Here is a 26736-nt window from a genome sequence, read left to right as displayed (position 1 = left end):
GCGGCAACATCGTCTCCGAGAACATTGCTCTGAAGCACTACATGAACACCACCTGGGTGGCCCGTCCCATTCCCGAGGACATGCCCTCCCTGGAGGAGCTGTTCGGTGACTTCTGCAAGCCCGGCATGGACGAGGAATAATTCACAATCTTCTATCATACCCCTTCTCTTCCCAAACGCGAAAACTTGGCGTCCGTTCCGGGCGCCAAGCTTTCGCGTTTCCGGGAGAATTTGCCCCGAACCCCCGAAAACCACAGCCCGGACAACGGGATGAAAAGGGAGCGTGCGCAATGTTTCTGGAACTGTTTTACGGACTGCGGGCCGCCGGAATCCCGGCGTCGCCCGAAGAGTGGCTGACGCTGATGGCGGGCCTGGAAGCGGGGCTTCACGGCTCCACGTTTTCCGGCTTCTACTGGCTGTGCCGCATGACGCTGGTGAAGGACGAGTCGAAATACGACCTGTTTGACCAGGTGTTTCAAGAGGTGTTCCGCCGGATGGCGGACCCCGCCGGGCGGGAGGAGCTGAACCGGGAGCTGCTGGAGTGGCTGAAGCGGCCGAAGCGCACGGCGGACTTCTCCACCCTGGCGGAGGGCAACGGCATGTCCCGGGAGGAGGTGCGGGAGACCTTTGCCCAGCGGCTGCGGGAGCAGAAGCAGGAGCACAACGGCGGCCGGGTCTGGATCGGCACCGGCGGCGTCACCGCCTTCGGCAGCGGAGGACAGCGCCCCGGCGGCATCCGGGTGGGAGGCCGTTCGGAGTACCGCTCCGCCTGGCAGCAGGCGGGAGCACGGAACTACCGGGACTGGCGGACGGACGTGACGCTGGAGCCCCGGCAGTTTCAGCTGGCCCTGCGGACGCTGCGCCAGTACGCCCGGGATTCGGACCTGGCGGAGACGGAGCTGGACGTGGACGCCACCATCCGCAGCACCTGCAGTCAGGGGGGAATGCTGCGGGTGGAGTACCGCCGTCCCCGGAAAAACCAGGTGAAGCTGCTGCTCCTCATCGACTCCGGCGGGTCCATGGAGCCTTACAGTCAGCTTTGCGGCATGCTGTTCCGGGCCGTCAGCAAGGACAGCCGGTTCAAGGACCTGAAAATCTATTACTTCCACAACTGCGTCTACAGCGAGGTCTATACCACGCCCACCCTGGACCGGCGCACCGCCGTGAAAACCCAGTGGATTCTGCAGAATCTCCCGCCGGATTACCGGGTGATTCTGGTGGGGGACGGGGAGATGGACCTGGATGAGCTGATCACCCCGGGCATTTCCCTGTCCGGGCTGGAGCGGCTGCTGCAGCTGAAGGAGCGGTATCCCCGGCTGGTGTGGTTTTATCCCCAGACGCCGCCGGAGGAGGGCGGGTATCTGGCCCAGTCCTTTGACACGCTGCGCAGACACCTGCCCATGTACCGGCTCAGCGTGGAGGGGCTGAACCAGGGCATGCGGAAGCTGATGGATATCCACCGTCGCTGAGAGGGCGGAAAACGGAATCAAACAGAGGGCGGAAGCGTATCGCTGCCGCCCTCTGAAACTTTCGAAAAAGTGGAAAATCCACTTTTTCGAGAGGGGCTGCGGCCCACTGTGCGCACGAGCTGTCCGCTTTCAGCGGACAGCTCGCACACTTGCGGGCCGAGAAGTGTTTTTCCCGCCGTACACGCCGCCGGAAAAAACAGATTTCATTTTTTCGCACCTGCGGGTGCGAACTCTGCGAGGCTTTTTAACAAACAGAGAGGGCGGAAGCGTTTTGCTTCCGCCCTCTCTGTTTGCCCGAAGCCCTCCCCGGGGCGGCGGGCTTACCGCAGTTTGCTGCTGATGGTGTTCCGGCTGACGCCCAGCACCTTGGCGGCCTGGGACTGGTTGCCGTTCATCCGCCGCACCACCTTGGTGACGATCTCCTTTTCCATGCGGGCCAGGGTGTCGATGTGGAGGCGGATGGCGCTGCTGTCCGCGTCCTCCTCTCCCATGTCCCCGTCATCCGGCATGTACTCCTGCAGGGCGTCGCTGTCCAGGGAAATGCCCTTCCGGTTCAGCACCGTGCTGCGCCACACATAGTTCTCCAGCTCCCGGATGTTGCCGGGCCAGTCATAGCCGGACACCTCCTGGCAGAGGCTGCGGATCATGGACTCCCCGGCGCCCTTTTCCCGGGCGAATTTCTCAATCAGCAGGTTGATGTCCTCCTTCCGGTCCCGCAGGGCGGGGAGCCGGAGGTACAGGATGTTGATCCGGTAGTAGAGGTCGCTGCGGAAGAGGCCGGCCCGGACCTTTTTCTTCAGGCTCTCGTTGGAGGCGGCGATGATCCGCACGTTCACCGGAATCATGCGGCTGCCGCCGATGCGCATAATGGTGCGCTCCTGAATAACCCGCAGCAGCTTGCTCTGCAGCAGCGGGGGCAGCTGGTTGATTTCGTCCAGAAACAGGGTTCCGTTGTGGGCCAGCTCAAAAAGGCCGATTTTGCCGCCCTTTTTGGCGCCGGTGAAGGCGCCCTCCTCGTAGCCCATCAGCTCGCTCTCCAGCAGGGACTCCGCCAGGGCGGCGCAGTTGATGGCCACGAAGGGGCCGTTGCGGCGGTAGCTGGCGTTGTGGATGGACTGGGCGATCATCTCCTTGCCGGTGCCGGTTTCGCCCTCGATGAGAACGGTGAGATTGGTCTCCGCGTAGATTTTGGCCTGCTCCACCACCTGACGCATCCGGGGGCTCTTGTAGAGGATGTTGTCAAACTGGTACTTGGCGGTGAGGCCCCGGGCCTGCAGGGAGCGGAACTTGCTCTCCATGGTGCGGATCTGCTCCACCTCCTGCAGCGTGCCCACGGAGCCGATGATCTGGTTGTTCTGGATGATGGGAATCCGGGTGGAGAAATAGTCGGTATTGCCGATTTTCATCAGCACCTCCTGCTGCACCACGCCCTCGGCGTACACCTGGTGCCAGGAGGTGTCCTTGAAAACGGTGGTCACCGGCCGGTTCATGATGCTCTCCAGGCTGCCGGAAACAATGGACACCGCCTTCTGGTTGCACAGGGTGATATTGCCGGCCTCGTCGGTGGCCACAATGGCGTAGGGCGAGGCGTCAATGGCGGCCTGTACCTGCTTGGAGCGCAGTACCTCCTTGCGGCTCATGTCCAGAATGCGGTTCATCTGCTCCACGGCGTCCAGGAAGGACTCCTCGCTGTAGATGAGGGAGTAGGCGGGGATTTCAATGCGGCTCTCCCGGGCCACGGCCAGGCCGGTGGGGCCGGTCATGATGGCGTCATACCCGCTGGAGACAATCCGCTTCTGCACCTCCCACACGCTCTTCTGGTCGGAGAAGGTGAACTTCCGGATGGTGTTCCGCAGGAAGGGCTGAATCCGGGAAAGCTGGATGGAGTTGTTCTCGTGGACCAGCAGCGCCACCCGCTTGCCGATGATGCCGTATTCGTTTTCCAGCCGGCGGAAGGACTCCAGAATGTCGATGTAGCCGGAGGTCACCACGTACATGGGCAGGCCGGTCACCTGCTTGACGGCGTCTTCAATGCCGCCGGTGCAGACAATGGCCTGGAATCCCTCCTGCTCCAGCCGGGACGCGATGGCCGGGGAGTTCAGAACGCCCACGTTCTCGTAAATGTACACGCCGGGCGTCAGGATTTTTCCGTGGTTGGGGATCTGATTGGGCCAGAGGACGGCGATTTTGTTCATGGGGTTTCTCCTTGATTCACAGTTTCCGCGGGGCAGGAAGAAAGCATCCGTGTCCCGGCAGGGCCGGGACACGGCTTTCGTCAGTACAGCAGCAGTGTGAGAACGGACATGGAGACGATGCTCACCAGCAGATACATGGAGTTCACCACCGCCACCCGGCTGCCGGTGTAGCCGCAGTGGAGGGCCAGAATGGGATTGCTGCTGGCAATGGGGGCGAACACCGTCAGCATCAGGGCCCGGCGAAGCTCATCGGACACCGGCGCCAGAAAATAAATGGCCGTGGCGCAGATCACGGCGCAGCTGAACCGCACCGCCACAATCCGCAGGTAATAGAGAAATTCCCCCTTGGGGAAATGCAGGTCCAGCAGGATTCCGATGGACAGCATGGCCAGCGTGGAGTTGGCGTTGCTGATGGAGGTGCAGATGCCCACCACCGGAGCCGGCAATGCCAGCCCCATAAGGGACAGCGTCAGCATGAACACGCAGGTCAGCAGGGTGACGTTGTGGAGCAGGGTGTTCTTCAGCCGCACCCAGGGGCTGCCGGCGTCCTTGGCACCCACGGCCATGCTGGCCACCACGGGTGGAAATCCGTAGGTGAACATGGCGGTGCCGGGGTAGTTGTAGGCCAGCACGCCGGCCAGGGCGTGGGGGGAGATGAAGTCGCTGAGCAGGGGGATGACGTAATTGCCGATGTTGAACGAGGAGAAGGAGAACACCTTCACCAGGCGGTCCTCCGGGTCATCCGCCCTGGAAAAGACAAAGGTCTGGGCGAAGAAAAAGCAGTTGGCGGCGATGCCGATGATGACGGCTGTCAGAATGTCCAGGTCCAGGGTAACGCCGTTGATGTTTTTCACCACTACGCAGGGGAGAGTGATGTTCATGATGATTTTTGAAATGGTTTTGGCGTCGCTCTTCTGGAACACGCCTACCCGGAGGCACAGCTGCCCCAGGCAGATAATGACAATCATGATCAGGGTTTTGTAGTAGACATCGCGCATAACAGTATTTCCTCTTTCCTCCGGAACGCCCGGGGAGGCGGGCGCCGGTTTCCCGGACAGCCCGCCTGCCGGCTGGTCCTTACAGGAGGAGCCACACCGGGTTTTCGATATAGTGCTTGATGGTTTGCAGCATCCGGGCGGCGGGGGCGCCGTCCAGAACCTGGTGATCGTAGGTGAGGCAGAGATTCATCATGGGACGGATGACGGCCTGTCCGTTTTCCGCCACCACCCGGTCGGCAATGCGGCCCACCGCCAGAATGCAGGTCTCCGGCGGGTTCAGAACCGCGGTGAAGGAATCCAGCTCATACATGCCCAGGTTGGAGATGGTGAAGGTGCCGCCGCTCATGTCGTCCGGCAGCAGGGCGCCGGTGCGGGCCTTCTCAATGAGGGCGCGGCTGCGGCGGGCCAGATCCGGCAGGCTCAGGGTGTCGGCGTCCTGAATCACCGGCACCACCAGCCCCCGGGGGGTGTCGGCGGCGATGCCGATGTTGACATAATTCCGCACATGGAGACCGTCCGCCTGCAGGGCGGCGTTGGCCTCCGGGAACTCCATCAGGGTTCTGGCGCAGGCCGCCGCCAGAATATCCACAATGGAGACCTTGACGCCCTGGCTCTCCAGCCGGGCGTTGACCTGTTTGCGGAAGGCCAGCAGGTTGGACACGTCCACGTCCACCCGGTGGTTGGTCTGGGCGGTTTCGCTGAGGCTCTGGCGCATTCTCCGGGCGGTGATCTTCCGGACGCCGGTGAGGGGCTGCACGGTTTCGGAGCGGATCCGGCGCGCCGGACGGGCCGCGCCGCCCCGGGCGAGATACGCCCGGACGTCCGCCTCAACGATGCGGCCGGCGGGGCCGCTGCCGGCCACGGCACGGAGGTCCACCTGGTTCTTTTCCGCCAGACGGCGGGCACGGGGCGTTGCCCGCAGCCGTCCGCCGGGGGTGACGGAGGCGGTGACCGGGGGCAGGGGGACCGCAGGCGCAGCCGGGACTACAGGGGCCGGTACGGGTGCGGGCGCTGCCGGGGCAGCCGCCGCCGGAGCGGGCTGGGCCGCCGGGGCAGGCTGGTCGGACTGGCCGGACTGGGCGGAGACGTCGGGAATGGCGTCGCCGGGGGCGCCGATGAAGGCCGCCGGCGTGCCGCAGGGCAGAACAACCCCCTCTTCACAGTACAGCTTCAGGACGACGCCGCTGGCGGGAGACTCCACTTCCACCGAGGATTTGTCGGTTTCCACCTCGGCCAGAGGCTCGCCTTTTTCGACGGAATCGCCCTCAGACTTTAACCATTTTACAATAGAACCTTCCTCCATGTCCATACCGAGCTTCGGAATTTTGAAAAACTCAGCCATTGTGGTTCCCTCCCTGGCAAATGTTTCGGGCCGCCTGCACCAGCTTTTCCACGGTGGGGGCGGACTCCTGCTCCGGCAGCGTGGCGTTGGGCACCGGGATGTTGGCGCCGCAGACCCGGAGAATGGGGGCGTCCAGCTCGTCGAACAGCCGGTCGGCGATTTCGGCGGCGATTTCGGCGCCGTAGCCGCCCCGCTCGCAGGCCTCGTGGGTGATGATGACCCGGCCGGTCTTCCGCACGGACTCCGCGATGGCGTCAAAGTCCAGGGGCACCAGGGACCGCAGGTCCAGCACCTCGGCGTCGATGCCCTGGGCCTCCAGCTCCTTGGCGGCCTCCAGGGCGGTGAGGACGGTTTTGGAGTAGGTGATGAAGGTGACGTCCTTTCCGTAGCGCTTCACGTCCGCCTTCCCCAGGGGGATGAGATACTCCTCCTCGGGCACCTCGCCCCGGGTCTGATACAGGCCCTTGTGCTCAATGAAGATGACGGGGTTGTTGTCCCGGATGGCGGTTTTCAGCAGGCCCTTGGCGTCGTAGGGGGTGGAGGGCAGCACAACCTTCAGGCCCGGAATGTGGGTGAACAGAGCCTCCAGGCTCTGGGACTGGGTGCAGCCGTTGGAGTGGCCCCGGCCCTCCTGGGTCCGCAGCACCAGGGGCACGTGGAGCCTTCCGTTGGTTTTGTAGCACATCTTGGACATCTGGTTCAGCATAATGTCAAATCCGCAGCCCACAAAGTCAATGTGCATGATCTCCGCCACCGGCCGGGCACCGCACATGGCGGCGCCGGTGGCCACACCGGCAATGGCCAGCTCCGACAGGGGGGTGTTCCGGACCCGGGCGGGGCCGAATTCCTCCAGCAGTCCCCGGGTGGCCTTGTACACGCCGCCGATGATGGCCACGTCCTCACCCATGACAAACACTTTTTCATCCCGGCGCATTTCTTCCGCCAGGGCGGAGGCAATGGCCTCCCGATACATGATTCGTTTCACGGCCACAGCCTCCTTATTCCGCAAAGAGATTCTTTTCCATGTCTTCCACCTTCATGGGGGCGCCCTGCAGGCCGAACTCCACGGCCCCGGCGATCTGCTGCTCCACGGACTGGATCAGCGCCTGGTCCTCTTCCTCCGTCCAGCCGAAGTCTTCCGTCAGCACCTTCAGCATCCGCTGGATGCAGTCGTTCTGCTTCCGGACGGCCTCCACTTCCTCCCGGGTGCGGTAGGTCTGCTCGTCACCCTCGTGGTGGCCCCGGTAGCGGTAGGTGTCGCACTCGATGAGGGAGGGACCCTCACCCCGGCGGGCCCGGTCCACCGCCTCTTTGGCGGCGGCGTAGACCTCCAGGGCGTCATTGCCGTTGACCCGGACGCCGGGAATCCCGTATCCCGCCGCCCGCTGGTAGAAGGAGCTCAGGGCGGTGGAGGTGTCCACCCGGGTGGAGATGGCGTAGTGGTTGTTTTCGCACACAAACACCACCGGCAGCTTCCACACGGCGGCCAGGTTCATGGACTCGTGGAAGCCGCCCTGGTTGCCGCCGCCGTCGCCGAAGAAGGAGACGGCGATGCGCTCCGGCGCGAACAGGGAGCAGTACAGGGCGTGGCCGGCACCCAGGGTCTGGGAGGCGCCCACGATGCCGTTGGCGCTCATGAAGCCCACCTCCGGGGCGGTCTGGTGCATTTTTCCCGCCCGGCCGCCGCAGCAGCCGTTCTCCTTGCCCATCAGCTCCGCCATCATGGCGTTGATGTCGGCGCCCTTGGCAATCAGGTGGCCGTCGCAGCGGTGGGAGGAGGCGATGTAGTCCTCCCGGGTCAGGGCCTTGCACACGCCGGTGGCCACGGCCTCCTCGCCCACGTACATGTGCATGTTGCCGATGACGATGCCCTGCTTGAAATAGTCCACGGCGGTTTCCTCAAACCGGCGGATCAGCCGCATGGTGCGGTACATGTCCGCCAGGTCCTGCCGGGTGAGATTCAGTGTCTGATAGTCCAACATGATGTCATCCTTTCTTGAATTTGCCGGGAATGTGAATGGGGCGCTGCTCCGCCGCCAGAACCGCCTCCCGCAGCGACTCCGTGACGGTGGGATGGGCGTGGATGGCGGCGATGATGTCCTCCGCGGTGGCCTCCAGGCTGATGGCCGCGGCGGCCTCGCCGATGATCTCCGTGGCGCCGGGGCCAAGAATGTGGACGCCCAGCACCTCGTTCAGCTCGTCGCCGATGAGGACCTTCACCATGCCGCTGCCGCCGTTGGCGATCAGCGCCCGGCCGTTGGCGGCCAGGGGGAAGCGCCCGGTGTGGAAGGGGATGCCCGATGCCCGGAGCTGCTCCTCCGTCATGCCCACGCCGGCCAGCTCCGGGAAGCCGTAGATGCCGGAGGGTACGCAGGCGGGCCGGTAGGCGATCCGCTCTCCCAGCGCGTTGGCGGCGGCGATTTCGCCCTGGGCGGAGGCGGTGTGGGCCAGCATCACCTGCCCCAGGCAGTCGCCGATGGCGTAGACCCCGGGGATGCTGGTTTCCAGATATTCGTCGGTGAGGATGCGGCCCTTTTCGCAGCGGATGCCCACGCCCTCGGCGTTGAGCCCGTCGATGAAGGGGCGGCGGCCCACGGCGCACAGCACCCGCTCCGCCTGCAGCACCTTCCGCTCTCCGTGGTGCTCCACGGTGACCTGAGCGGCGGCGGAATCGTCCGCCACCTGCACCACCTTGTGCTCCAGCAGCACCTCGATGCCCTGCTGCTCCAGATTTTTGGCCAGCAGGCCCGCCAGCTCGCCGTCCATGGTGGGAACCAGCCCGGGCAGGGCCTCCACAATGGTGACGCGGCAGCCCAGGCCGTTGAGGGCGGCGGCCATTTCCACGCCGATGACGCCGCCGCCGATGATCATCATGGACCCGGGCAGGGTTTCCATGGACAGCGCGCCGGTGGAATCCACCACGTACCGGCTCTCCCGCAGGCCGTCAATGGGGGGCATCACCGGCACGGAGCCGGTGGCGATGAGGAACCGGTCCGCCTCCAGAATCTGCCGGGAGCCGTCGGCGGCGGTGATTTCGATGGCCTTGGGCTTCACAAAGCAGGCGGTGCCGCTGATGACGGTGACGCCGCTGCTCCGCAGCAGGCCCGCCACGCCGCCGGTGAGCTTCCGGACGATGCCGTCCTTGTAGGCCACCACCTCCGGCCAGCAGACGGAATCCAGCGCCGCGTGGACGCCGCACTCCCCGCCGGAGTGAATGCTCCGGACGATTTCCGCCGGATGCAGCAGCGCCTTGGTGGGGATGCAGCCCCGATTCAGGCAGGTGCCGCCCACCTGTTCCTTTTCCACCAGCGTGACAGCGGCGCCCAGCTGCGCGGCGCGGATCGCTGCCACATAACCGCCGGGGCCGCCGCCGATGACGACGACGCTGCGCCGGCTGTTTTCATTTTCCATAGTTGCACCTCCGTAAGTTTGAGAGTTCTGCTGACATCTGTAGCAAAATCCGTGCCAACTGCAAAAAACCTGACCCCGCAGGCGGTTCCGGCCTTCGGACACTGACGGATGTGCTGAAAATATGAGCAGAAGTTCAAATTATGAGCAGTAAAAACGGGGCGGGGAGACGGAACGCGGGGACGGCAGACAGGGCAGAAATCAGGCGGATGGGGGGGAGCGAATTTGCATTGACTAACCTCCGGGGCGGGTGCTACAATTTTTCCCAACCGATGAGGGAGTAGCAGGCGCGGCAGCCGCGCAGCAAGTCAACATACTGACCGTCAGGTCTGGCTTGCTTTAAATTGTGAGACTCATGTATGACTGTGAAGCTGTGCATGGGTCTGTTTTCCGGAGACGTCGTCCCGGGTATGGCCCGCAGCCATACCCGGGCTTTTTCATGGAAAGCGGGAGGATTGTCAAATGGAGTGGAGCATTGTATTTATTCTCAACAGCATTCTGCTGGGCGTGGGCTTGGCCATGGACGCCTTTTCCGTGTCCCTGGCCAACGGCCTTCACGAGCCGGACATGAAGGGGCCGCGGATCTGCGCCATCGCCGGGGTGTTTGCCTTTTTCCAGTTTCTGATGCCGGTGGTGGGCTGGGTCTGCGTGCATACGATCAGCCAGCACTTCACCGCCTTTTCCCGGTTCATCCCCTACATTGCCCTGGCGCTGCTGGCCTTCATCGGCGGGCAGATGCTGCTGGAGGGAATCCGGGGCGGCGAGGGGGAGGAGGCCCCCGCGGTAGGGCTGGCGGCCCTGCTGGTGCAGGGGGTGGCCACCTCCATTGACGCGCTGTCGGTGGGCTTCACCATCGCCGGCTACGGCGCGGTGACGGCGCTGGTGTGCTGCCTGATCATCGCCGTGGTGACCTTTGCCATCTGCGTGGGCGGGCTGCTGCTGGGCAAGACCTTCGGCACCCGGCTGGCGGGGAAGGCCTCCATTCTGGGAGGCGTCATCCTGATTTTCATCGGGCTGGAGATTTTCGTCACCGGCGTGCTGATCTGAGAGGACGGAAAAAGCGCGGGACCTTTTAAAGGTCCCGCGCTTTCAGCTTGTCGAAAAACCTGTGCTGAACAGTTTACTTTCAAAAAGCCGGGGGAGCTCGAGGGGGCAGAGCCCACCTCGAATTGAATCAAATGCCTGCAAAAAGCTTGCGCAGCAAGCGTTTGCGCCGCATAGCGGCAGCTTTTTGGACTGCGCAGCAGACAAAAAAGCGAGGCATTGTGAGGGCTGTCGGAAAAGTCCTCCGGACTTTTCCGACAGCCTGAGTGCGGGACCAAAAGGTCCCACGCTTCTTTTTTATATGTATGGGCAGGCGGCTCAGGACAGCAGGTCCAGCATCTCCGGCTTCCAGGAGGAGTCCCGCATCAGCTGCTCAAAGATGGCCAGCAGATTCTCCGGCGTCTCCCGGTTTTCCCGCTGGAGCCAGTGGAGGAGGATGGAGGCCAGGGCGGCGGTCTGGAGGGGCGTCAGGGGACAGTCCTGGTTCTTTGTCAGCTGCTCAATGAAGAAGGGGCGGAACTCCGGTTCAAACCGGGGGTCCAGCGCCGTCAGGAAAAAGGAGCGGTCCGCCTCCATCAGCCGCAGCAGCAACAGCAGCTGCTCCCGCCAGGGGAGGGAAAAATCCATATGCTCCCTGGTTTCCTCCACCGTCTGCCGCAGCGCCCAGGAGAACAGGGCGTACACATCGGGGAAGTGATAGTAGAACGTCTGGCGGTTCAGCTCGCACAGGTCGGTGATCTCATGGACGCGGATGCGGTCCAGCGGCTTTTTCCGCAGCAGCGTTTTCAATGCCTCCGCCATTCTCCGCTTGGTGCGGAAACCTTTCTCGGGCCTGTTCATAGTTCCTCCTTGTTGACGCTGAAAATGTACTCCAATCACGGGAAAACTGTCCAAAACCGGACAGTTCCGGCAGAATTGTTTATAGTTCCCGGGATGCCGTGTCCCTACAATGGGGTCAACCGAAGGGGCGCGCGGGCCATCCGGAAAAGGAAGTAACCTTTATTATAACCCGCGTACATTGAAATTGACTTGAAGAGTTACGTTTTTGCGGCAAAAAGAGGGGTTCTTCCGACAAAAAATCCCCTGAAAAATCCGGCGTTACCGTCCGTTGCTGCAAAAGTGTAACCGAGGTGGGGGACTCGGAAAGCGTGGGTACGTACCAGATCAACCGGCCGGAGGAGCAGGCCATGGCCGCTGTGCTGGCGGCGAATCAGGGGAATGCCGCGGGAATGATCCTGCGGCTGGCTTTTTTACAGGGGCTGCAGCGGGAGGAGATCACCTTCCTGACCTGGGACCGGGTGTCCTTTCTGGACGGGGTGCTGCGGCTGCCGGACCGGGAGGTGCCCATGGACGGGGCCTTCCGGGCGTATCTGGAGCCGCGGCGGGCGGAGGGAGTTCTCCTGTCCCCCTACGTGGTGGTGTCGGAGCGCTACCGGCGGCGGATGCAGCCGGAGGCGGTGTCCCGCGTTGCCCGGCGGGAGCTGGACCGGGCGGGGCTGACGAAGGTGCGCCTGGTGGACCTGCGGAACGAGTACATCATCCGCCAGCTGGCGGACCACGACTGCGGCTATGTCTCCCGGGTCAGCGGCGTGGAAATCCGGTCGCTGCAGCTGCACTTCGGCCCGTATATCGCCGCCGGGTCCGGAAAGGCCCGCCGGGAGGGGGAGGCGGCGGAGATCGACGAGTTCCGCCTCTGGAAAATCCTGCAGGCGGAGCGGGACACCCCGGCGGGGCTGGCGCTGTGGCTCACGTGGCAGATGGGCCTGTCCGGCAGCGAGATTGTGTCGCTGCGATGGGAGCAGGTGGACATGGGGGCCAACGTCATCCGCCTGCCGGACCGGGAGGTGCCCCTCACCAGCGCCGTCAGCCGGATGCTGGAGTCCCGGCGGCAGCGGGACGGCGGTACGGGGAACGTGCTGCTGTCGGAGCGGGCCAGAAAGCCGGTGGACATGGCCCGGCTGTCCCGCATGGTGCGCTCGGCGCTGATCCGGGGCGGCATGGAAAACCTGACGTTGAAGGACCTGCAGCGGGACGCCCTGCGGGTGCATGAGGAGCGCCTGGTGCTGGAGGAGATCCGCCGCCGGGGGGCTGTCAGCCGCCGGGAGGCGGCGGAGCTGCTGGGGGTCACTCCCCGGGTGGCCTACACCCGGCTGCGGCGGCTGACGGAGACGAAAAAGCTGGTCCTCATCGGCGCCAAGTATTACGCGGCGGGGGATGTGGTGCCGCCGGAGCGGCACGAGGCCGTCATCCGGGAGTATCTGGTCGGGGCGGGCTTCGCCTACCGCCAGGACGTGGCCCGGCTGCTGGGCATCGGGGAGCGCCAGTGTTCCCTGATTCTCAAGCGGATGGTGACGGCGGGAGAGCTGGTCCGCCGGGGCCAGAAATACTGCCTGCCGCCCGCCGGAACGGGGGCCAGGGAGGCTTGAAGCAAGGGCGCGGGAAGCATCCCGCGCCCTTTGTCCGCACTGTTACAATTTTGCATGGTTATCCCGGTGTAACAAGCAAAAAGGACGAAAAATACCCATTTTTTCAGTTGCCTTACAAAGCCGCCCGATCCATTGAAAAGCCCAAAATCCTCTGTTAAGATGCAGGCGAACAGAAGGCGTGGGAGCCTGCCGCCCGCCCGGTGCAGATACGGGTCTGGCATGCCACGGTATGTGTATCGTGCGAAAGGCGGACTTCACCGGCTGCTGTTCGGAACTTTGGACTGCCGGGTATCCGGCAAATTTAAAAAGGAGGTAATGTCCATGAAAAAGTTCCTGTCCCTGGCTCTGGCTCTGGTGATGACCATGTCTCTGGTTGTTGTCGGCGCCGGCGCCAAAACGTTCACCGACAATGGCAAGATCGTCTATGATGAAGCCGTTGCCGTGACGTCTGCCGCTGGTATCATCGATGGCTACACCGATGGTTCCTTCAATCCCACCGGTACCCTGACCCGTGGTGCCGCCGCCAAGATCATCTGCAACCTGATCCTTGGCCCCACCACCGCCGACGCTCTCAGCGCCGACGCCGCTCCCTTCAAGGATGTGCCCGCCAACCACGTGTTTGCCGGCTACATCGCCTACTGCGCCAACCAGGGCATCATCAACGGCTACGCTGATGGTACCTTCAAGCCCGCCGGCACTCTGACTGGTTATCAGTTCATGAAGATGCTGCTGGGCGCCTTGGGCTATGAGGGCAAGTACGAGGGCTTCACCGGCGCCAACTGGTCCATCAACGTGGCCAAGCTGGCCAAGAACCTGGAGCTGGACGACGGCAATGACGAGTTCGTCGGAACCAAGGCTGTCACCCGTGAAGAGGCCTGCCTGTACGCCTTCAACACCATGAAGGCCACCATGGTGGAGTATGATGAGAACACCCAGATCACCGTTGGTGATGTGGTCATCAACACCACCTCCAAGGCGAAGGACATGGAGAACAAGACCAGCACCGATGGCAACATCGACAAGGATGGCTACATGCAGTTCGCTGAGAAGTACTTCGAGGACCTGAAGGGCAAGGATACCACCGATGATTTCGGCGCTCCCGCCACCAAGTGGACCTATAAGAGCGACGAGGTCGGCACCTATTCCGACAGCCCCGATGAGACCTATGTCCTGAACAAGAGCAACCAGACCATCGCTGACGTCCTGTTCGACCATGTTGACTTCTGGCAGCTGGACGAGGACGACTTCGCTGTGAAGGATGACAAGAATGATGTCGATGGCATCAAGATGTTCATCAACGGCGACTCTGTGGGCGCTGCTGCCGGCAAGGTCAAGGAGTTTGATGACATCTATGACCTGAAGGATTACAGTGTTGAGAAGAGCGGCGACAAGTATGCCAACGAGCTGCTGATGGCCGGCGACCAGATCAACCTCTATGAGAACGGCGACGATGATTATGATACCATCGTGGTTATCCGTTACTCTGTGGCCAAGATCGACTCCGTCGATGACGAGCTGACCAGCACCTACACCAAGAAGGGCGCTTCCTACGGCATCGAGCTGAAGAAGCTGTCCGAGACCTTCGGCATTGAGGCCGACACCTCCACCCTGTACGATCAGTATGACAATGACTCCACCAAGGAGCTGCCCGGCTTCGACCCCGACACCTATGTTGAGGACGCCGTTCTGGCCGTGGCCGTGAAGGAGAGCAACGCTCAGGTTCTGGATTCCTATGTTGCCACTGAGGTTTCCGGCACTGTCGCTTCCTTCAAGACCGGCAACAAGGCCGCTCTGACCGTGGCCGGCACCGCTTATCCCCTGACCGGTTATGCCACCACCAAGTCCGCCGGTGTCTCCGTTGACTTCGACGATTCCGAGTACGTTGCTTACCTGGATTCCAACGGCTATGTGATCGGCTGGACCGGCGACACCATTGCCAACCTGGATGACGTGTACTATGTCACTCTGGTTGCCAAGGATACCGGCAAGTATTCCGACACCTACTATGCCCAGGCCGTTGCCCTGAAGGACGGCACTGTGACCGAGTTCAAGCTGACCGACGATCCCAATGATGACGCTGATGACAACGATCTGTACAGCTACATCAATGAGATCAAGAACGGCAACACGAACACCGTTGCTGTTCAGGCCCTGTACTCCTTCGACAAGGACGGCGGCAAGTATGACGCCGAGCTCTACACCGGTGACAAGGACAAGGATCTGTACGTCTTCACCAAGTCCGGCCTGGCCGACAACCTGGACAAGGGCGACAGCACCTTCCGCGCTGACGAGAAGGGCCAGAAGGTCTACATCGACGATGACTCCTCCTTCCTGAAGGTCAAGAAGGACGGCGATGACATCGAGGTCAAGACCGCTACCGGTTCCGTCTCCATCGCCAGGGGCACCTTCGCCATCACCGTGGCTTCCAAGTCCGGCAGCACCTACACTGTGGAGTACACCGTGTTCGCTTCCGACAAGTTCACCGCTGGTTCTGATGACGTGGTCTACGTCGAGGATAAGTCCGAAACCGAGAACGCCGACGGTTACGTGCAGAAACTGTACTTCCTGGATGGCAGCGGCACCATCGAGACCGTGACCACCAAGAAGGCCAACGCTGACTCCACCTTCTACACCTTCGACATCGATGAGGACGACATCTACGACCTGACTTCTGTCCAGTCCAACAATGAGTACAATCTGGAAGGCGGCAAGCTGATTACCGCGAACGCTTCCGGCAAGTACGAGTATGACAGTGAGACCGGCTTCGTCCTATCTGCTTACCTGGATACCCTGAAGAGCGGCGCTCTGTCTGTCTACACCGCGGACTACCGGTTCACCGCTGATGACGTGGATCTGTCCGACAACGTGATCATCATCGACGAGCGCTCCGCTGCCGCCCGCGATCTGGATGGTTACAAGAATAAGATCACCACTGCTTCTCAGCTGGAGAAGGCCATCGAGAAGGACGGTTGGAACGTTGTTGCCAACGTCTACTTCGATGATGAGGAAGTCCTGATGGTCTCCATCCTGAGAATGGACGAGGAGTAAGCATTCCCCATTTGATTCTGCAGGCCGCAAGGCCTGCGCCCAGGACCCGCTCCCATCCGGGAGCGGGTCCTGTTTTTTTGCTGTTTCTTGCGGCGTGGCCCAGAGTTTTCAATTTGTTCAGGTATGATTTTCCAAAGTGCTGTATAATAGCCTCGCGCTTTGCGCGATTCGTGGCTTGGACAATATGCAGGAGGCGGAAGAATTTGCGGATATTGTTGGTGGAAGGGGACAATTCCTGTTCCAACAGGCGGCGGCAGCTGCTGGAGAAAAACGGATACGGCGTGGACCTGATCAGCGACGGCACCGCCGCCGCGGACTATGTGCAGGCCGGGGGATATGAGCTGGCGGTGTTTGCGGAGCGGCTGACGGGCCGGACGGTGGTGGAGCGGCTGCGGGCCGCCGGGGCCGCCGTGCCGGTGCTGCTGCTTTCGGCGGAGGACACCCCCGCCTGCCGGGCGGCGGGGCTGGAGGCGGGCGCCGATGACTGCATGGGCCCCGAGCCGGACAGCCGGGAGTTTCTGGCCCGGGTCAGGGCCCTGACCCGGAGGGAGTCCCGCGGCAGGCGGGACTCCGTATTGTGTTACGGAGACCTGACCCTCCGGCGGGAGCGGCTGTGCCTGTGCCGGGGCGGGGAGGGCGTGTGCCTGGGCAGCAAGGAGTTTCTGCTGATGGAGTGCCTGATGGAGGCCCAGGGCCGGGTCTGCTCCCGCCGCCGGCTGTACGAGCAGGCCTGGGGCCTGCTCAGCGACATTGAGTACAACGGCGTGGAGGTCTACGTGTCATTCCTGCGGCGCAAGCTCTCGGAGCTGGGGTCCGTGGTCAGCGTCTGCTCCGTCCGGGGCATGGGCTACCGGCTGGAATACCCGGAAAAGGATGGGTGACAAACCCGGCGGGATGTGATACAATACCTCCATTCGACAATCCGGCCCCGGAGGGGCCATGTTTGAGAGGTGCGCGGCCATGGACGATCTGTGGAACATGACCCTGACGCCGGACGAGCTGCGGGGCATCAGCAGCATTGGTCTGGCCCATCTGGGAGACGCGGTGTATGAGCTGCTGGTGCGCAGCTACCTGTGCGCGGAGGGAAAGGCCACCGGAAAGGGGCTGCACCGGGCCACCATTGAGCTGGTGCGGGCGGAGGCCCAGGCCAGACGGGCGGAGGCCATCCTCCCGCTGCTGACGGAGGAGGAGGCGGCGGTGTTCCGCCGGGGCCGCAACGCCCAGGTCCACTCCGTTCCCGCCCACGCCAGCCGCGCCCAGTACAGCGAGGCCACGGCGCTGGAGGCCCTGCTGGGCTGGCTGTATCTCAGCGGCCGGAAGGAGCGGATCAACGCGCTGTTTCTGGAAATGATGAAGGCGGAGGGATGAACCATGCCATTGGACGCGATCTGTCTGCAGGCGGTGGCGGCGGAGCTGCGGCCTGAGATTCTGGGCCTGCGGGTGGACAAGGTGCTCCAGCCCGCCCGGGACCAGGTAATTCTGCTGCTGCGGGGCAGCAAGCGGCTGCTGCTGAACGCGGGAGCCAACTCCCCCCGCATCCAGCTGACGAAGCTGAGCCGGGACAACCCGGCGGAGCCGCCCATGTTCTGCATGCTGCTGCGCAAGCACCTGGTGGGCGGCCGGGTGGCGGCGGTGAACCAGCCGGGCCTGGAGCGGCTCATTGAGCTGGAGCTGGACGTCACCGACGATTTCGGCCAGCCGGGCCGGCGGACGCTGGTGCTGGAGGCCATGGGCCGCCACTCCAACCTGATCCTGCTGGACGGGGAGCGGCGGATCATCGACTGCATGCGCCGGGTGGACGCGGAGATGTCCCCCCAGCGGCAGGTGCTGCCGGGGCTGTTCTACGAGCTGCCCCCCACCCACGGAAAGCGGTTCCTGACGGACATTCAGGAGGCGGATTTCTTCGCCGAGCTGGAGGAATGCAACCCGGAAAAGCGGCTGGATGACTTCCTGCTGGACCGGTTTTTCGGCCTCTCCCCCCTCATTGCCCGGGAGGCGGCCTTCCGCGCCGCCGGCGCCACCGACGCCCGGCTCTTCGGCCTGGACGATGCGGGGCGGCAGCGGTTCTGGCAGGTGATGGAGAGCCTCCGGACGCTGGTGGAGACGGGGGACTTCCGCCCCGTGTGCCTGAAAAAGGACGGGAAGTTCTCGGATTACACCTACCTGCCCATCGGCCAGTACGGCGGCGCGGTGGAGCAGGAGACGTACCCGGATTTCTCCACGCTGATGGACGGGTTCTACGAGAGCCGGGAGCGGCAGGAGCGCATCCGCCAGCGGGGCGCGGACCTGATCCGCACCGCCACCACCGCCCGGGACCGGATGCGCCGGAAGTTGGCCCAGCAGGAGAAGGACTACGCCGCCACCCAGGACCGGGAGCAGCTGCGGATCTGCGGCGAGCTGCTGACCGCCAACCTCTACCGCATGGAGCGGGGCCTTTCCAGCTTCACGGCGGAGAACTACTATGACCCCGACGGCGGCACCGTCACCATCCCCCTGGACCCCCTGCTGACGCCCCAGCAGAACGCCGCCAAATACTACAAGCGGTATAACAAGGCGAAAACGGCGGAGAAGTACCTGCGGGAGCAGATGGACATCGCCCGGCGGGACGAGGCGTATCTGGACAGCGTGCTGGAGGAGATCAGCCGGGCGGAGACGGAGCAGGACTTTCTGGACATCCGGGCGGAGCTGCGGGACGCGGGGTTCCTGCGCCGCGGCGGCCGGGAGAAGAAGGAGCCCAAACGGGCCGCAAAGCCCCGGGAGTTCCGCACCACCGGCGGACTGCGGGTTCTGGTGGGCCGCAACAACCGCCAGAACGACAGGCTGACCCTGAAGGACGCGGACTACCGGGACATCTGGCTCCACACCCAGAAAATCCACGGCTCCCACGTCATCCTCTGCACCGGCGGCGCCGAAGCATCGGAGGAGGACATCCGGGAGGCCGCCGTCATCGCCGCCTACTACTCCCAGGCGAAGGACAGCGGCAACGTGCCGGTGGACTACACGCCGGTGAAAAACGTGAAAAAGCCGGCGGGCGCCCGGCCCGGCATGGTGATCTACCCCACGTACCGCACGGTGTACGTGACGCCGGAGGAGGACTTTGTCCGGGCGCGTCTGGTGAAATAAAAAATCAGCCGGAAAGGGCCAGTGCCTTTTCCGGCTGATTCTTTTCAGGTGGTGTGGGGGGCGTGGCCGGTGTCCTCCTCGCCCCGGAACAGCATCGTGACGCACCAGATGCCCGCCAGGCCCACCAGCGTGTAGATGACGCGGCTCAGCAGCGACGCGGCGCCGCCGCACAGAAACGCCACCACATCCAGACCGAACAGGCCGATGCTGCCCCAGTTCAGGGCGCCGATGATCACCAGAACCAGAGCCAGTTTGTTGAAAAACTCCATAGCAACCTCCATTCCGCCGCCGGGGGCGGCATTTGTGGCTTATCCTGCCCGTTTCCCGGCAAAAGTATACGTGCCGCCGCTTTCACGTTGCATCGGGGAAAAGAGTCTGGTATAATCAGACCATCGGAAACTCGCCGCGGAGGCGGAAACAGAGAACAGATAAGGAGAGATCACATGAATATCGTTTGTTTGGACATGGAAGGCGTGCTGGTGCCGGAAATCTGGATCGCGTTCGCCGAGGCCAGCGGCATCCCGGAGCTGAAGCGCACCACCCGGGACGAGCCGGATTACGACAAGCTGATGCAGTTCCGGCTGGCCATCCTGAAGGAGCACGGCCTGGGCCTGAAGGAGATTCAGGAAACCATCGCCGGAATCGACCCCCTGCCCGGCGCCAAGGCCTTTCTGGACGAGCTGCGGACGCTGACCCAGGTCATCATTCTCAGCGACACCTTCGAGCAGTTCGCCAAGCCCCTGATGGAGAAGCTGGGCTGGCCCACCATCTTCTGCAACACCCTGGAGGTGGCGGAGAGCGGCGAGATCACCGGCTATCAGATGCGCTGCCAGAAGTCCAAGTACACCACCGTCAAGGCCCTGCAGTCCATCGGGTATGACACCATCGCCAGCGGTGACAGCTTCAACGACCTGGGCATGATTCAGGCCAGCAAGGCGGGCTTCCTGTTCAAGAGCACCGACAAAATCAAGGCGGACTACCCGGACATTCCGGCCTACGAGGAGTTTGACGATCTGCTGAACGCCATCAAGGTGGCGCTGTAAGGAGATGCCATGGAACAGCTGATAGGGGACCTGAATCTGTTGGCTGGTTTTTTCATGGAAACCGTGGGCGGATTGCTGGCGGGTGCCTTTTTCCTGCCTGCCGCGGCGGCCCTGCTGGCCGGCGGGGGGATTCTTGCTGTTATGATCCTTCGGGAACTGAAAAAGTAATATCTGACAAGGGAGACATCATATGGACGAGAGATTCAAGAATCTGGGGTTCTATCCCGCTGACATCCTGCTGCCCAGGGACACCGACATGACCAAATGGGCGGTGGTGGCCTGCGACCAGTTCACCTCCCAGCCGGAGTACTGGCAGGCGGTGGAGGACACCGTGGGGGACGCTCCCTCCGCCCTGCGGCTGATTCTGCCGGAGGCCCGGCTGGGCAGCCCCACCGTGGAATCGGACATCGCCGCCATCAACCGCACCATGGGAGAATACCTGGAGGGCGGACTGTTCCGGACGCTGCCGGATTCCCTGATCTACGTGGAGCGGGTCCAGTCTGACGGCCGGGTGCGCCACGGCCTTGTGGGCATGGTGGACCTGGAGCAGTACGATTTCACCCCCGGCTCCGGCGCACTGATCCGGGCCACGGAGGGCACGGTGCTCTCCCGCATCCCGCCCCGGGTACGGGTGCGGAAGGACGCCCCCATTGAGCTACCCCACGTGATGCTGCTGATCGACGATCCGGACCGGACGGTCATCGGGCCGCTGGCGGGGGAGCCTGCCATGGAGCGGCTGTATGACTTCGACCTCCAGCAGGGCGGCGGCCACATCACCGGCTGGAAGCTGACGGAGCAGCAGGTGGAGGCCGTGGCGGCGGCGCTGACGGCCCTGGCCGCTCCGGAGGCCATGGAGCGGAAGTATGGCATGGGCGGCGCAGCGCCGCTGCTGTTCGCCGTGGGCGACGGCAACCACTCCCTGGCCACCGCCAAGCGGTGCTACGAGGATCTGAAGGCGGTGACACCGCCGGAGCAGTGTGCGGACCTGCCCGCCCGGTACGCCCTGGTGGAGGTGGTGAACAACCACGATGAGGCGCTGCAGTTTGAGCCCATCCACCGGGTGCTGTTCGGCGCCGACCCGGAGACCTTCCTGGCGGAGTTCCGCAGGCAGTTCCCCAACGCCTGTGAGGGGAAGGGCGAGGGCCACACCATTGAGGTGGTGTGGGCCGGTCATGACGGATATCTCACCGTGCCGGACCCCAAAATGCAGCTGGCGGTGGGCACCCTCCAGAGCTTTCTGGACGAGTACGTCCAGGCCCACGGCGGCGAGGTGGACTACATCCACGGCGACGATGTGGCCCGGGAGCTGGGCCGGAAGGCGGGCAACATGGCCTTCCTGCTGCCGGCCATGGGCAAGGAGCAGCTGTTCAAAACCGTCATGGCCGACGGCGTGCTGCCCCGCAAGACCTTCTCCATGGGCCACGCCCAGGACAAGCGGTACTACGTGGAGGCCCGGCGCATCCGCTGAAAGTGAAGCTGAAAAGCCCCTGAAGAAAATTTTCTTCAGGGGCTTCCCTTTTTGTTCAGGATGTGTTAAAATTAAACCAACAAAAGAAAAAACGAAGCAGAGAATTTATACAAAATCCACAATTTCAGAAAGGAGCATCTGTATGTTGAACTATCTGACAACTGCGTTTTTGCTGGGTGGGGCATGGACGTTCATTGTACTGCTGCTCCTGCCTGTGGTGTTCCTGGCGGGTGTCAGCGGGGTGTACTTCCTGGCGGACACCTTCTGGAGAATCCGCTCCCGGAGAATCCTCTGAGGACGGCACGCCGTCTCACCAAAGAAAATTCAAAGTACAGGGCCGCGGCTTTTGCCGCGGCCCTGTACTTTTCGGAAAATATCCGGTATACTATCCCTGAGAATATTGAAGTTGGGAGAAGCCTATGGAAAAGGAAATGAAAGTGGCGGTCCTCATCGACGCCGAAAACATCTCGGGGAAATACGTGAACGTGATCCTCAGCGAGGCCAACAGCCTGGGCAACGTGACCTACAAGCGCATCTACGGCGACTGGACCTCCTCCCAGATGGGAAACTGGAAGACCGTGGTGCTGGACAACTCCATCCAGCCCATTCAGCAGTACCGGAACGTCAGCGGCAAGAACTCCTCCGATTCCTCCCTGATCATCGACGCCATGGACCTGTTGTATCAGGGCCGGGTGGGGGCCTTCTGCATCGTCTCCTCCGACAGCGACTTCACCCGTCTGGCCTCCCGGCTGCGGGAGTCGGAGATGTTTGTGCTGGGCATGGGGGAGCAGAAGACGCCCCGCTCCTTCATCTCCGCCTGCAACAAGTTCTCCTACCTGGACCTGCTGTACGCCGCCAGCCTGGAGGAGGCGGCCCCGCCGGCTCCGGCGGAGCAGCCGGCGGCTTCCGGCGGGAAGAAGAACAAGGGCGGGAAGAAGCAGCCCGCCGCCAAGCCTCCCAAGAAGGAGGAGAACGGCTCCAACCTGGACAGCGTCCGGGCGGCGCTGCGGGAGCTGACGGAGGAGAACTCCAACGACGACGGCTGGATCTACTCCGGCAAGCTGGGCTTCCTGCTGAGCAAGCGGTTCCCGGACTTCGACGTGCGGAACTTCGGGTTCAAGAAGTTTGCCTCCTTTGTCCGGTCCCTGAACTGCTTCCAGACGAAGGAGCTGGCGGATGACGAGAGCGAGACCTCCAAGCGCATCTATTTCAAGCTGAAGTGAGGGGACGGACATGACCATCACGGAACAGGCGCCAGCCAAGGTAAACCTGACGCTGGACATTCTGGGCAAGCGGCCCGACGGCTACCATGACCTGAAAATGGTGATGCAGACCGTGTCGCTGTACGACACGGTGACGGTGACGGAGACGGCGGGGGAGTCCGTGTCTGTGTCCGTGGACCGGGGAGACCTGCCCGCGGGGCCGGACAACATCGCCTGGAAGGCGGCGGATGTGTTTTTCCGCCGCACCGGCCTGCCCCGCCGGGGGCTGGCCATCGCCCTTCAGAAGCGGATTCCCGCCCAGGCGGGCATGGCCGGCGGCAGCGCCGACGGCGCGGCGGTGCTGCGGGTGCTGCGGCGTCTGTACGCGCCGGACCTGCCCATGGCGGAGCTGGAGGACATGGCCGCCGCGGTGGGCAGCGACGTGCCCTTCTGCGTCCGGGGCGGCACGGTGCTGGCGGAGGGCCGGGGAGAGCGGCTGCAGGACCTGCCCCCCATGCCGGCGTGCTGGCTGGCCCTGTGCAAGCCCGCCTTCGGCCTGTCCACCCCGGCCCTGTTCGGCCGGGTGCGGACGGCGGAGCTGAAGCGCCGCCCGGACCACGGCGCCATGGAGCAGGCGCTGCGGGCCGGGGAGCTGACCGCCGTGGCCCGGCAGCTGGCCAACGTGTTTGAAGAGGTACTGACGGCGGAGGAGGCCCGGGAGATCCGGGCCATTCAGGAGACGCTGCTGTCCCGGGGCGCCCTGGGGGCCGTCATGACTGGCTCCGGCCCCACCGTGTTTGGCCTGTTTTCGGAACAGACGCAGGCGGAGGAAGCGGCGGCGGCCCTCCGCCGGCCGGACCGCCAGGTTTTTACGGCGCAGCCGGTATGAACGGAATAAAATCCATCTCATTTGTCCAGACTGTTGGAAAAGACTTCCGCAGAAAGGACATATGAGATGGATTTTTTATTGAAACGGAAAATCAGCTGGCGCCCGCTGGAGCTGGCGCTGCTGACGGGACTGCTGGCGGCGCTGGTGTGGGGCATGTGGTCCCTCCACGCCCAGCAGGAGCTGGCGGACAAGGTGGTGCGGCTTCACATCCTGGCCAATTCCGACAGTGAGGAGGACCAGGCCCTGAAGCTGCAGGTGCGGGACGCGGTGCTGGACCGGGCGGAGGGGATTCTGCGCCCGGCGCCGGACCGGGCGGAGGCGGCGCGGCGGCTGCGCCTGGCGCTGCCGGAGCTGCGGCGTCTGGCGGAGGACACCGTCCGCTCTGCGGGCTATGACTACGGCGTGACGGTGGAGCTGACGGACACCGCCTTTCCCACCCGGGCGTATGACGGCTTCACCCTCCCGGCGGGGGAATACCTGGCGCTGCGGCTGGTGATCGGCGCCGGGGAGGGCCAGAACTGGTGGTGCGTGGTGTTCCCGCCCCTGTGCGCCCAGACCACCACCGACGTGGCGCAGACCGCCATGGCGGCGGGACTGGGGGAGGCGGAGGTGGGCCTCATCACGGAGCAGGAGGGCTATGTGCTGAAATTCAAGTCCGTGGAGCTGTGGAACGCCCTGCGTCAGCGGCTTTCGTGACGCTCCCGTCAAAATGCACACCCCAAATGGTGCGCGGGAGAAAAGATTTTCAAAAAAGAAAACGTTTTTCTTCTGTGTGCAGTGGAAATTCCGGAAAAAGTGTAGTATAATAACCAACAATACGCACCAAAGCAAACGTTTTCGGAAAGACAGCGCCGCCCGAGCACTCGTGTCCAGCGGCCAAACAAGGAGGAACTGCATGTTTGACGTTGTGGCACTGGGGGAACTGCTCATTGATTTCACCGCCCGCGAAACCGACAGCGACGGCTACCCCACCATGGCGGCCCATCCCGGCGGCGCGCCCAGTAACTTTCTGGCGGCCCTGAGCCGCTACGGTGTCTCCACGGCCCTGCTGGGCAAGGTGGGAGACGACGATTTCGGCGCCATGCTCTGCGCCACGCTGGAGAAGTCCGGCGTGGATACCCGGGGCGTTCTGCGGGACCGGTCCGTGTTCACCACTCTGGCCTTTGTCACCGTGGATGAGCGGGGGGAGCGGTCCTTCAGCTTCGCCCGGAAGCCGGGGGCGGACACCTGCCTGCGGTTTGAGGAGGTGGACCTGTCCCTCATCGACGGGGCGAAGGTGTTCCACTTCGGCACGTTGAGCCTTACCGACGAGCCTGCCCGTACCGCCACCCGGAAGGCGGTGGCCTGCGCCCGGCAGCGGGGAAAGCTCATTACCTACGATCCCAACCTGCGGATGCCCCTGTGGCCGTCGGAGGCGGCGGCCCGGGAGCAGATTCTCTGGGGGCTGCACCAGGCGGACGTGGTGAAGCTCAGCGACGAGGAGGTCCGGTTCCTGTGGGACTGCACCCCCCAGGAGGGAGCGGACCGCCTGCTGCGGGACTTCGGCGTCCGGCTGGCCATGGTCAGCATGGGGCCGGAGGGCTGCTACCTGGAAAACGCCAAAGCCGCCTGCCGGGTCCACATTCCGGAGGTCCGTCCGGTGGACACCACCGGCGCGGGGGACATTTTCGGCGGCGCGGCGGTGAGCCGCCTGCTGGCCCTGGGGAAAGCGCCGGAGGACCTGAACGAGGAAGAACTGACGTCGGTGGCCCGGTTCGCAACCACGGCGGCCAGCCTGTCCACCGAGCACTTCGGCGGCATCTCCAGCATCCCGGACCTGAAGACGGTGCTGGACCGGATTGCGCGTACATAAAAGACAAGCCCACCGGCATGGCCGGTGGGCTTTTGGCAAGGGGGGAGCATCCGCGCAGGAAGGGCTGCGCCGGATCCCCGCTGCCCGAAAATCCAATGGAGGTGGGACCATGTCCATCACATACAGAATGGCGGACAGGGACGATATCCCGGTGCTTGCGCAGCTCCGGAAACGGCAGCTGATCGATGAGGGACAGTCACCGGATATGGAAATCGACGGGGAGCTCAGACAGTACTTCGAAAGGCACTTTGCCGACCGTTCCCTGGTGGAATGGGTGGCGGAGGACGGAGACAGGATTGTCGCCACGGCGGCAATCGTGTTCATGGACTTTCCCCCGGCGTTCAACAACCGGACGGGCATCAGAGGCTACGTCACCAACATGTATACGGCGCCCTCCCACAGAAGAAGAGGGATCGCGGCCGCCCTGCTTGAAAAACTGGTGGATGGGGCCGGGGCGAGGGGGGTACGTACCGTGCTTCTTGCGGCGTCGCAGATGGGAAAGCCGGTCTACAGGCGGTTTGGCTTTGCGGAGGCAGACGGGTGGATGGAGCTGGTCTGACAGGCCCCGCCGGGGGCATCAGGCCCGGGTCCGCCGCCGTTTCGGCGGGGTGCGGCTGTCCAGGTAGGCGTCGATGTCGAAGGGCAGCAGGGCCGTGTCCCCCTTCAGATACAGGGGGTGGTGGGGGTGCCCCGATTTCAGGGGCGGCCCGGCGGTGTACCACACCGCCCCCGCGTCCTTTGCCAGGGCGGCGAAGTCCCGGACACACCGGGGCAGGTAGTCCCGCTTGTCGATGATGTTGCCCCAGGCGGCCCACACCGCCGGCCGGTCCGACAGGGACAGCAGGTAGGCGAAGGCCTCCTTGTTCTCGGCGTGGAGCTCCGGGTTCATTTCCGGCTCCATGTCATCGGGGCAGGTGGCCCGCTGGGCGTACACGTTGAACATGAGGAAGCTGTCATAGCCGTTGGCCAGGGCGATGCGCTGGGCGGACTGGAGGGTGGGGTCCAACGCGTCCGGCGCGGCGGTGGAGGGGTTGATGCCCACGCAGATGAGGGGGCGGCTGCCCCGGGTGCCCAGGATGTAACGGTATTCCGAGTAGACGTTGGGGACGTAGAGCCAGCGGTCCACGTCATAGTCCGGGGAGGGGCACAGAGCCTCCTCCAGCGCCGGGCGGAACCGGCACAGCGTCAGATCGCCGGTGGTGCCGGAGGGAATGTGTCTTGCCATGGCGG

25 protein-coding genes are annotated in these 26736 nt (G+C 63.6%); 16 read left to right on the top strand and 9 right to left on the bottom strand.

All coding sequences use genetic code 11. From position 1 onward, the window contains the following. Positions 1 to 289 precede the first annotated feature (289 nt). Entirely contained in the window at positions 290 to 1468 is a 1179-nt protein-coding gene (locus SOX55_RS09475) for a VWA domain-containing protein (protein WP_325287202.1), read from the top strand. Positions 1469 to 1788: 320 nt separating this feature from the next. Here SOX55_RS09475 and SOX55_RS09470 read toward each other — a convergent pair whose 3' ends face one another. The 6 genes from SOX55_RS09470 to lpdA all read right to left on the bottom strand — a co-directional run bounded on the left by SOX55_RS09470 (position 1789) and on the right by lpdA (position 9414). Then, positions 1789 to 3663, bottom strand: a complete 1875-nt coding sequence (locus SOX55_RS09470) for a sigma 54-interacting transcriptional regulator (RefSeq protein ID WP_325287201.1) — start codon at positions 3661 to 3663, stop codon at positions 1789 to 1791. Positions 3664 to 3743: 80 nt separating this feature from the next. Continuing rightward, positions 3744 to 4661 (bottom strand): AEC family transporter, encoded by a 918-nt coding sequence (locus SOX55_RS09465; protein ID WP_325287200.1) that lies wholly within the window; start codon positions 4659 to 4661, stop codon positions 3744 to 3746. 79 nt (positions 4662 to 4740) lie between these two features. Then, positions 4741 to 6003, bottom strand: coding sequence for a dihydrolipoamide acetyltransferase family protein (locus SOX55_RS09460; RefSeq protein WP_325287199.1), 1263 nt, complete (start codon positions 6001 to 6003; stop codon positions 4741 to 4743). Beyond that, positions 5996 to 6988 (bottom strand): alpha-ketoacid dehydrogenase subunit beta, encoded by a 993-nt coding sequence (locus tag SOX55_RS09455; RefSeq protein ID WP_325287198.1) that lies wholly within the window; start codon positions 6986 to 6988, stop codon positions 5996 to 5998. The genes SOX55_RS09460 and SOX55_RS09455 overlap by 8 nt, the downstream gene beginning before the upstream one ends. Positions 6989 to 7001: 13 nt before the next feature. Next, positions 7002 to 7985: a thiamine pyrophosphate-dependent dehydrogenase E1 component subunit alpha gene (locus tag SOX55_RS09450; RefSeq protein ID WP_325287197.1), complete on the bottom strand. Its 984-nt coding sequence runs from the start codon at positions 7983 to 7985 to the stop codon at positions 7002 to 7004. A 4-nt stretch (positions 7986 to 7989) separates the two neighbouring features. After that, positions 7990 to 9414: a dihydrolipoyl dehydrogenase gene (gene lpdA / locus SOX55_RS09445; RefSeq protein ID WP_325287196.1), complete on the bottom strand. Its 1425-nt coding sequence runs from the start codon at positions 9412 to 9414 to the stop codon at positions 7990 to 7992. 459 nt (positions 9415 to 9873) lie between these two features. Between lpdA and SOX55_RS09440 the strand changes: the two genes are divergently transcribed. After that, positions 9874 to 10458: a manganese efflux pump MntP gene (locus tag SOX55_RS09440; protein WP_325287195.1), complete on the top strand. Its 585-nt coding sequence runs from the start codon at positions 9874 to 9876 to the stop codon at positions 10456 to 10458. A 315-nt stretch (positions 10459 to 10773) separates the two neighbouring features. On the opposite strand, the gene SOX55_RS09435 is transcribed toward SOX55_RS09440, so the two are convergent. After that, entirely contained in the window at positions 10774 to 11295 is a 522-nt protein-coding gene (locus SOX55_RS09435) for a hypothetical protein (RefSeq protein ID WP_325287194.1), read from the bottom strand. A gap of 308 nt (positions 11296 to 11603) precedes the next feature. Here SOX55_RS09435 and SOX55_RS09430 point away from each other — a divergent pair, with 308 nt between their 5' ends. From SOX55_RS09430 to SOX55_RS09410, 5 genes are all read left to right on the top strand, one after another. Beyond that, positions 11604 to 12881 (top strand): DNA glycosylase AlkZ-like family protein, encoded by a 1278-nt coding sequence (locus SOX55_RS09430; protein ID WP_325287193.1) that lies wholly within the window; start codon positions 11604 to 11606, stop codon positions 12879 to 12881. 321 nt (positions 12882 to 13202) lie between these two features. After that, positions 13203 to 15929: an S-layer homology domain-containing protein gene (locus tag SOX55_RS09425; protein WP_325287192.1), complete on the top strand. Its 2727-nt coding sequence runs from the start codon at positions 13203 to 13205 to the stop codon at positions 15927 to 15929. 203 nt (positions 15930 to 16132) lie between these two features. Then, complete coding sequence (locus SOX55_RS09420; protein WP_325287191.1) at positions 16133 to 16810, top strand: response regulator transcription factor; 678 nt, start codon at positions 16133 to 16135, stop codon at positions 16808 to 16810. Positions 16811 to 16868: 58 nt separating this feature from the next. Continuing rightward, the gene (locus SOX55_RS09415) at positions 16869 to 17297 is read left to right on the top strand and encodes a Mini-ribonuclease 3 (protein WP_325287190.1); all 429 of its coding nucleotides are present in this window, start codon (positions 16869 to 16871) and stop codon (positions 17295 to 17297) included. Positions 17298 to 17300: 3 nt separating this feature from the next. After that, complete coding sequence (locus tag SOX55_RS09410; protein WP_325287189.1) at positions 17301 to 19052, top strand: Rqc2 family fibronectin-binding protein; 1752 nt, start codon at positions 17301 to 17303, stop codon at positions 19050 to 19052. Between the two features lie 44 nt (positions 19053 to 19096). Here the strand turns inward: SOX55_RS09410 and SOX55_RS09405 are convergent, their stop codons facing one another. Further along, positions 19097 to 19321: a DUF378 domain-containing protein gene (locus SOX55_RS09405; protein WP_325287188.1), complete on the bottom strand. Its 225-nt coding sequence runs from the start codon at positions 19319 to 19321 to the stop codon at positions 19097 to 19099. A gap of 174 nt (positions 19322 to 19495) precedes the next feature. Here SOX55_RS09405 and thrH point away from each other — a divergent pair, with 174 nt between their 5' ends. The 9 genes from thrH to SOX55_RS09360 all read left to right on the top strand — a co-directional run bounded on the left by thrH (position 19496) and on the right by SOX55_RS09360 (position 26065). Continuing rightward, positions 19496 to 20095 carry a bifunctional phosphoserine phosphatase/homoserine phosphotransferase ThrH gene (gene thrH / locus SOX55_RS09400; RefSeq protein WP_325287187.1) on the top strand — a complete coding sequence of 200 codons (600 nt, stop codon included), beginning with the start codon at positions 19496 to 19498 and terminating at the stop codon, positions 20093 to 20095. 9 nt (positions 20096 to 20104) lie between these two features. Next, on the top strand, positions 20105 to 20263 hold the full coding sequence (locus tag SOX55_RS09395) for a hypothetical protein (RefSeq protein WP_325287186.1): 159 nt from the start codon (positions 20105 to 20107) through the stop codon (positions 20261 to 20263). 22 nt (positions 20264 to 20285) lie between these two features. Next, positions 20286 to 21563: a DUF1015 domain-containing protein gene (locus SOX55_RS09390; protein WP_325287185.1), complete on the top strand. Its 1278-nt coding sequence runs from the start codon at positions 20286 to 20288 to the stop codon at positions 21561 to 21563. 142 nt (positions 21564 to 21705) lie between these two features. Then, positions 21706 to 21858, top strand: a complete 153-nt coding sequence (locus tag SOX55_RS09385; RefSeq protein ID WP_325287184.1) for a hypothetical protein — start codon at positions 21706 to 21708, stop codon at positions 21856 to 21858. Positions 21859 to 21982: 124 nt separating this feature from the next. Beyond that, entirely contained in the window at positions 21983 to 22786 is an 804-nt protein-coding gene (locus SOX55_RS09380; RefSeq protein ID WP_325287183.1) for an NYN domain-containing protein, read from the top strand. 10 nt (positions 22787 to 22796) lie between these two features. Next, a complete protein-coding gene (gene ispE, locus SOX55_RS09375) occupies positions 22797 to 23654 on the top strand; it encodes a 4-(cytidine 5'-diphospho)-2-C-methyl-D-erythritol kinase (RefSeq protein WP_325287182.1) in 858 nt (285 codons plus the stop codon). 66 nt (positions 23655 to 23720) lie between these two features. Further along, a complete protein-coding gene (spoIIR, locus tag SOX55_RS09370; protein WP_325287181.1) occupies positions 23721 to 24350 on the top strand; it encodes a stage II sporulation protein R in 630 nt (209 codons plus the stop codon). Positions 24351 to 24549: 199 nt separating this feature from the next. After that, positions 24550 to 25506, top strand: a complete 957-nt coding sequence (locus tag SOX55_RS09365) for a carbohydrate kinase family protein (RefSeq protein WP_325287180.1) — start codon at positions 24550 to 24552, stop codon at positions 25504 to 25506. Between the two features lie 109 nt (positions 25507 to 25615). Continuing rightward, complete coding sequence (locus SOX55_RS09360; protein ID WP_325287179.1) at positions 25616 to 26065, top strand: GNAT family N-acetyltransferase; 450 nt, start codon at positions 25616 to 25618, stop codon at positions 26063 to 26065. An 18-nt stretch (positions 26066 to 26083) separates the two neighbouring features. On the opposite strand, the gene SOX55_RS09355 is transcribed toward SOX55_RS09360, so the two are convergent. Then, the gene (locus SOX55_RS09355; RefSeq protein ID WP_325287178.1) at positions 26084 to 26731 is read right to left on the bottom strand and encodes a DUF1643 domain-containing protein; all 648 of its coding nucleotides are present in this window, start codon (positions 26729 to 26731) and stop codon (positions 26084 to 26086) included. Between the last annotated feature and the right edge of the window lie 5 nt (positions 26732 to 26736).

This window comes from Dysosmobacter sp., assembly GCF_034093755.1.
GTDB lineage: Bacteria > Bacillota > Clostridia > Oscillospirales > Oscillospiraceae > Oscillibacter.
This window is presented reverse-complemented; position numbering and strand designations above follow the sequence as displayed.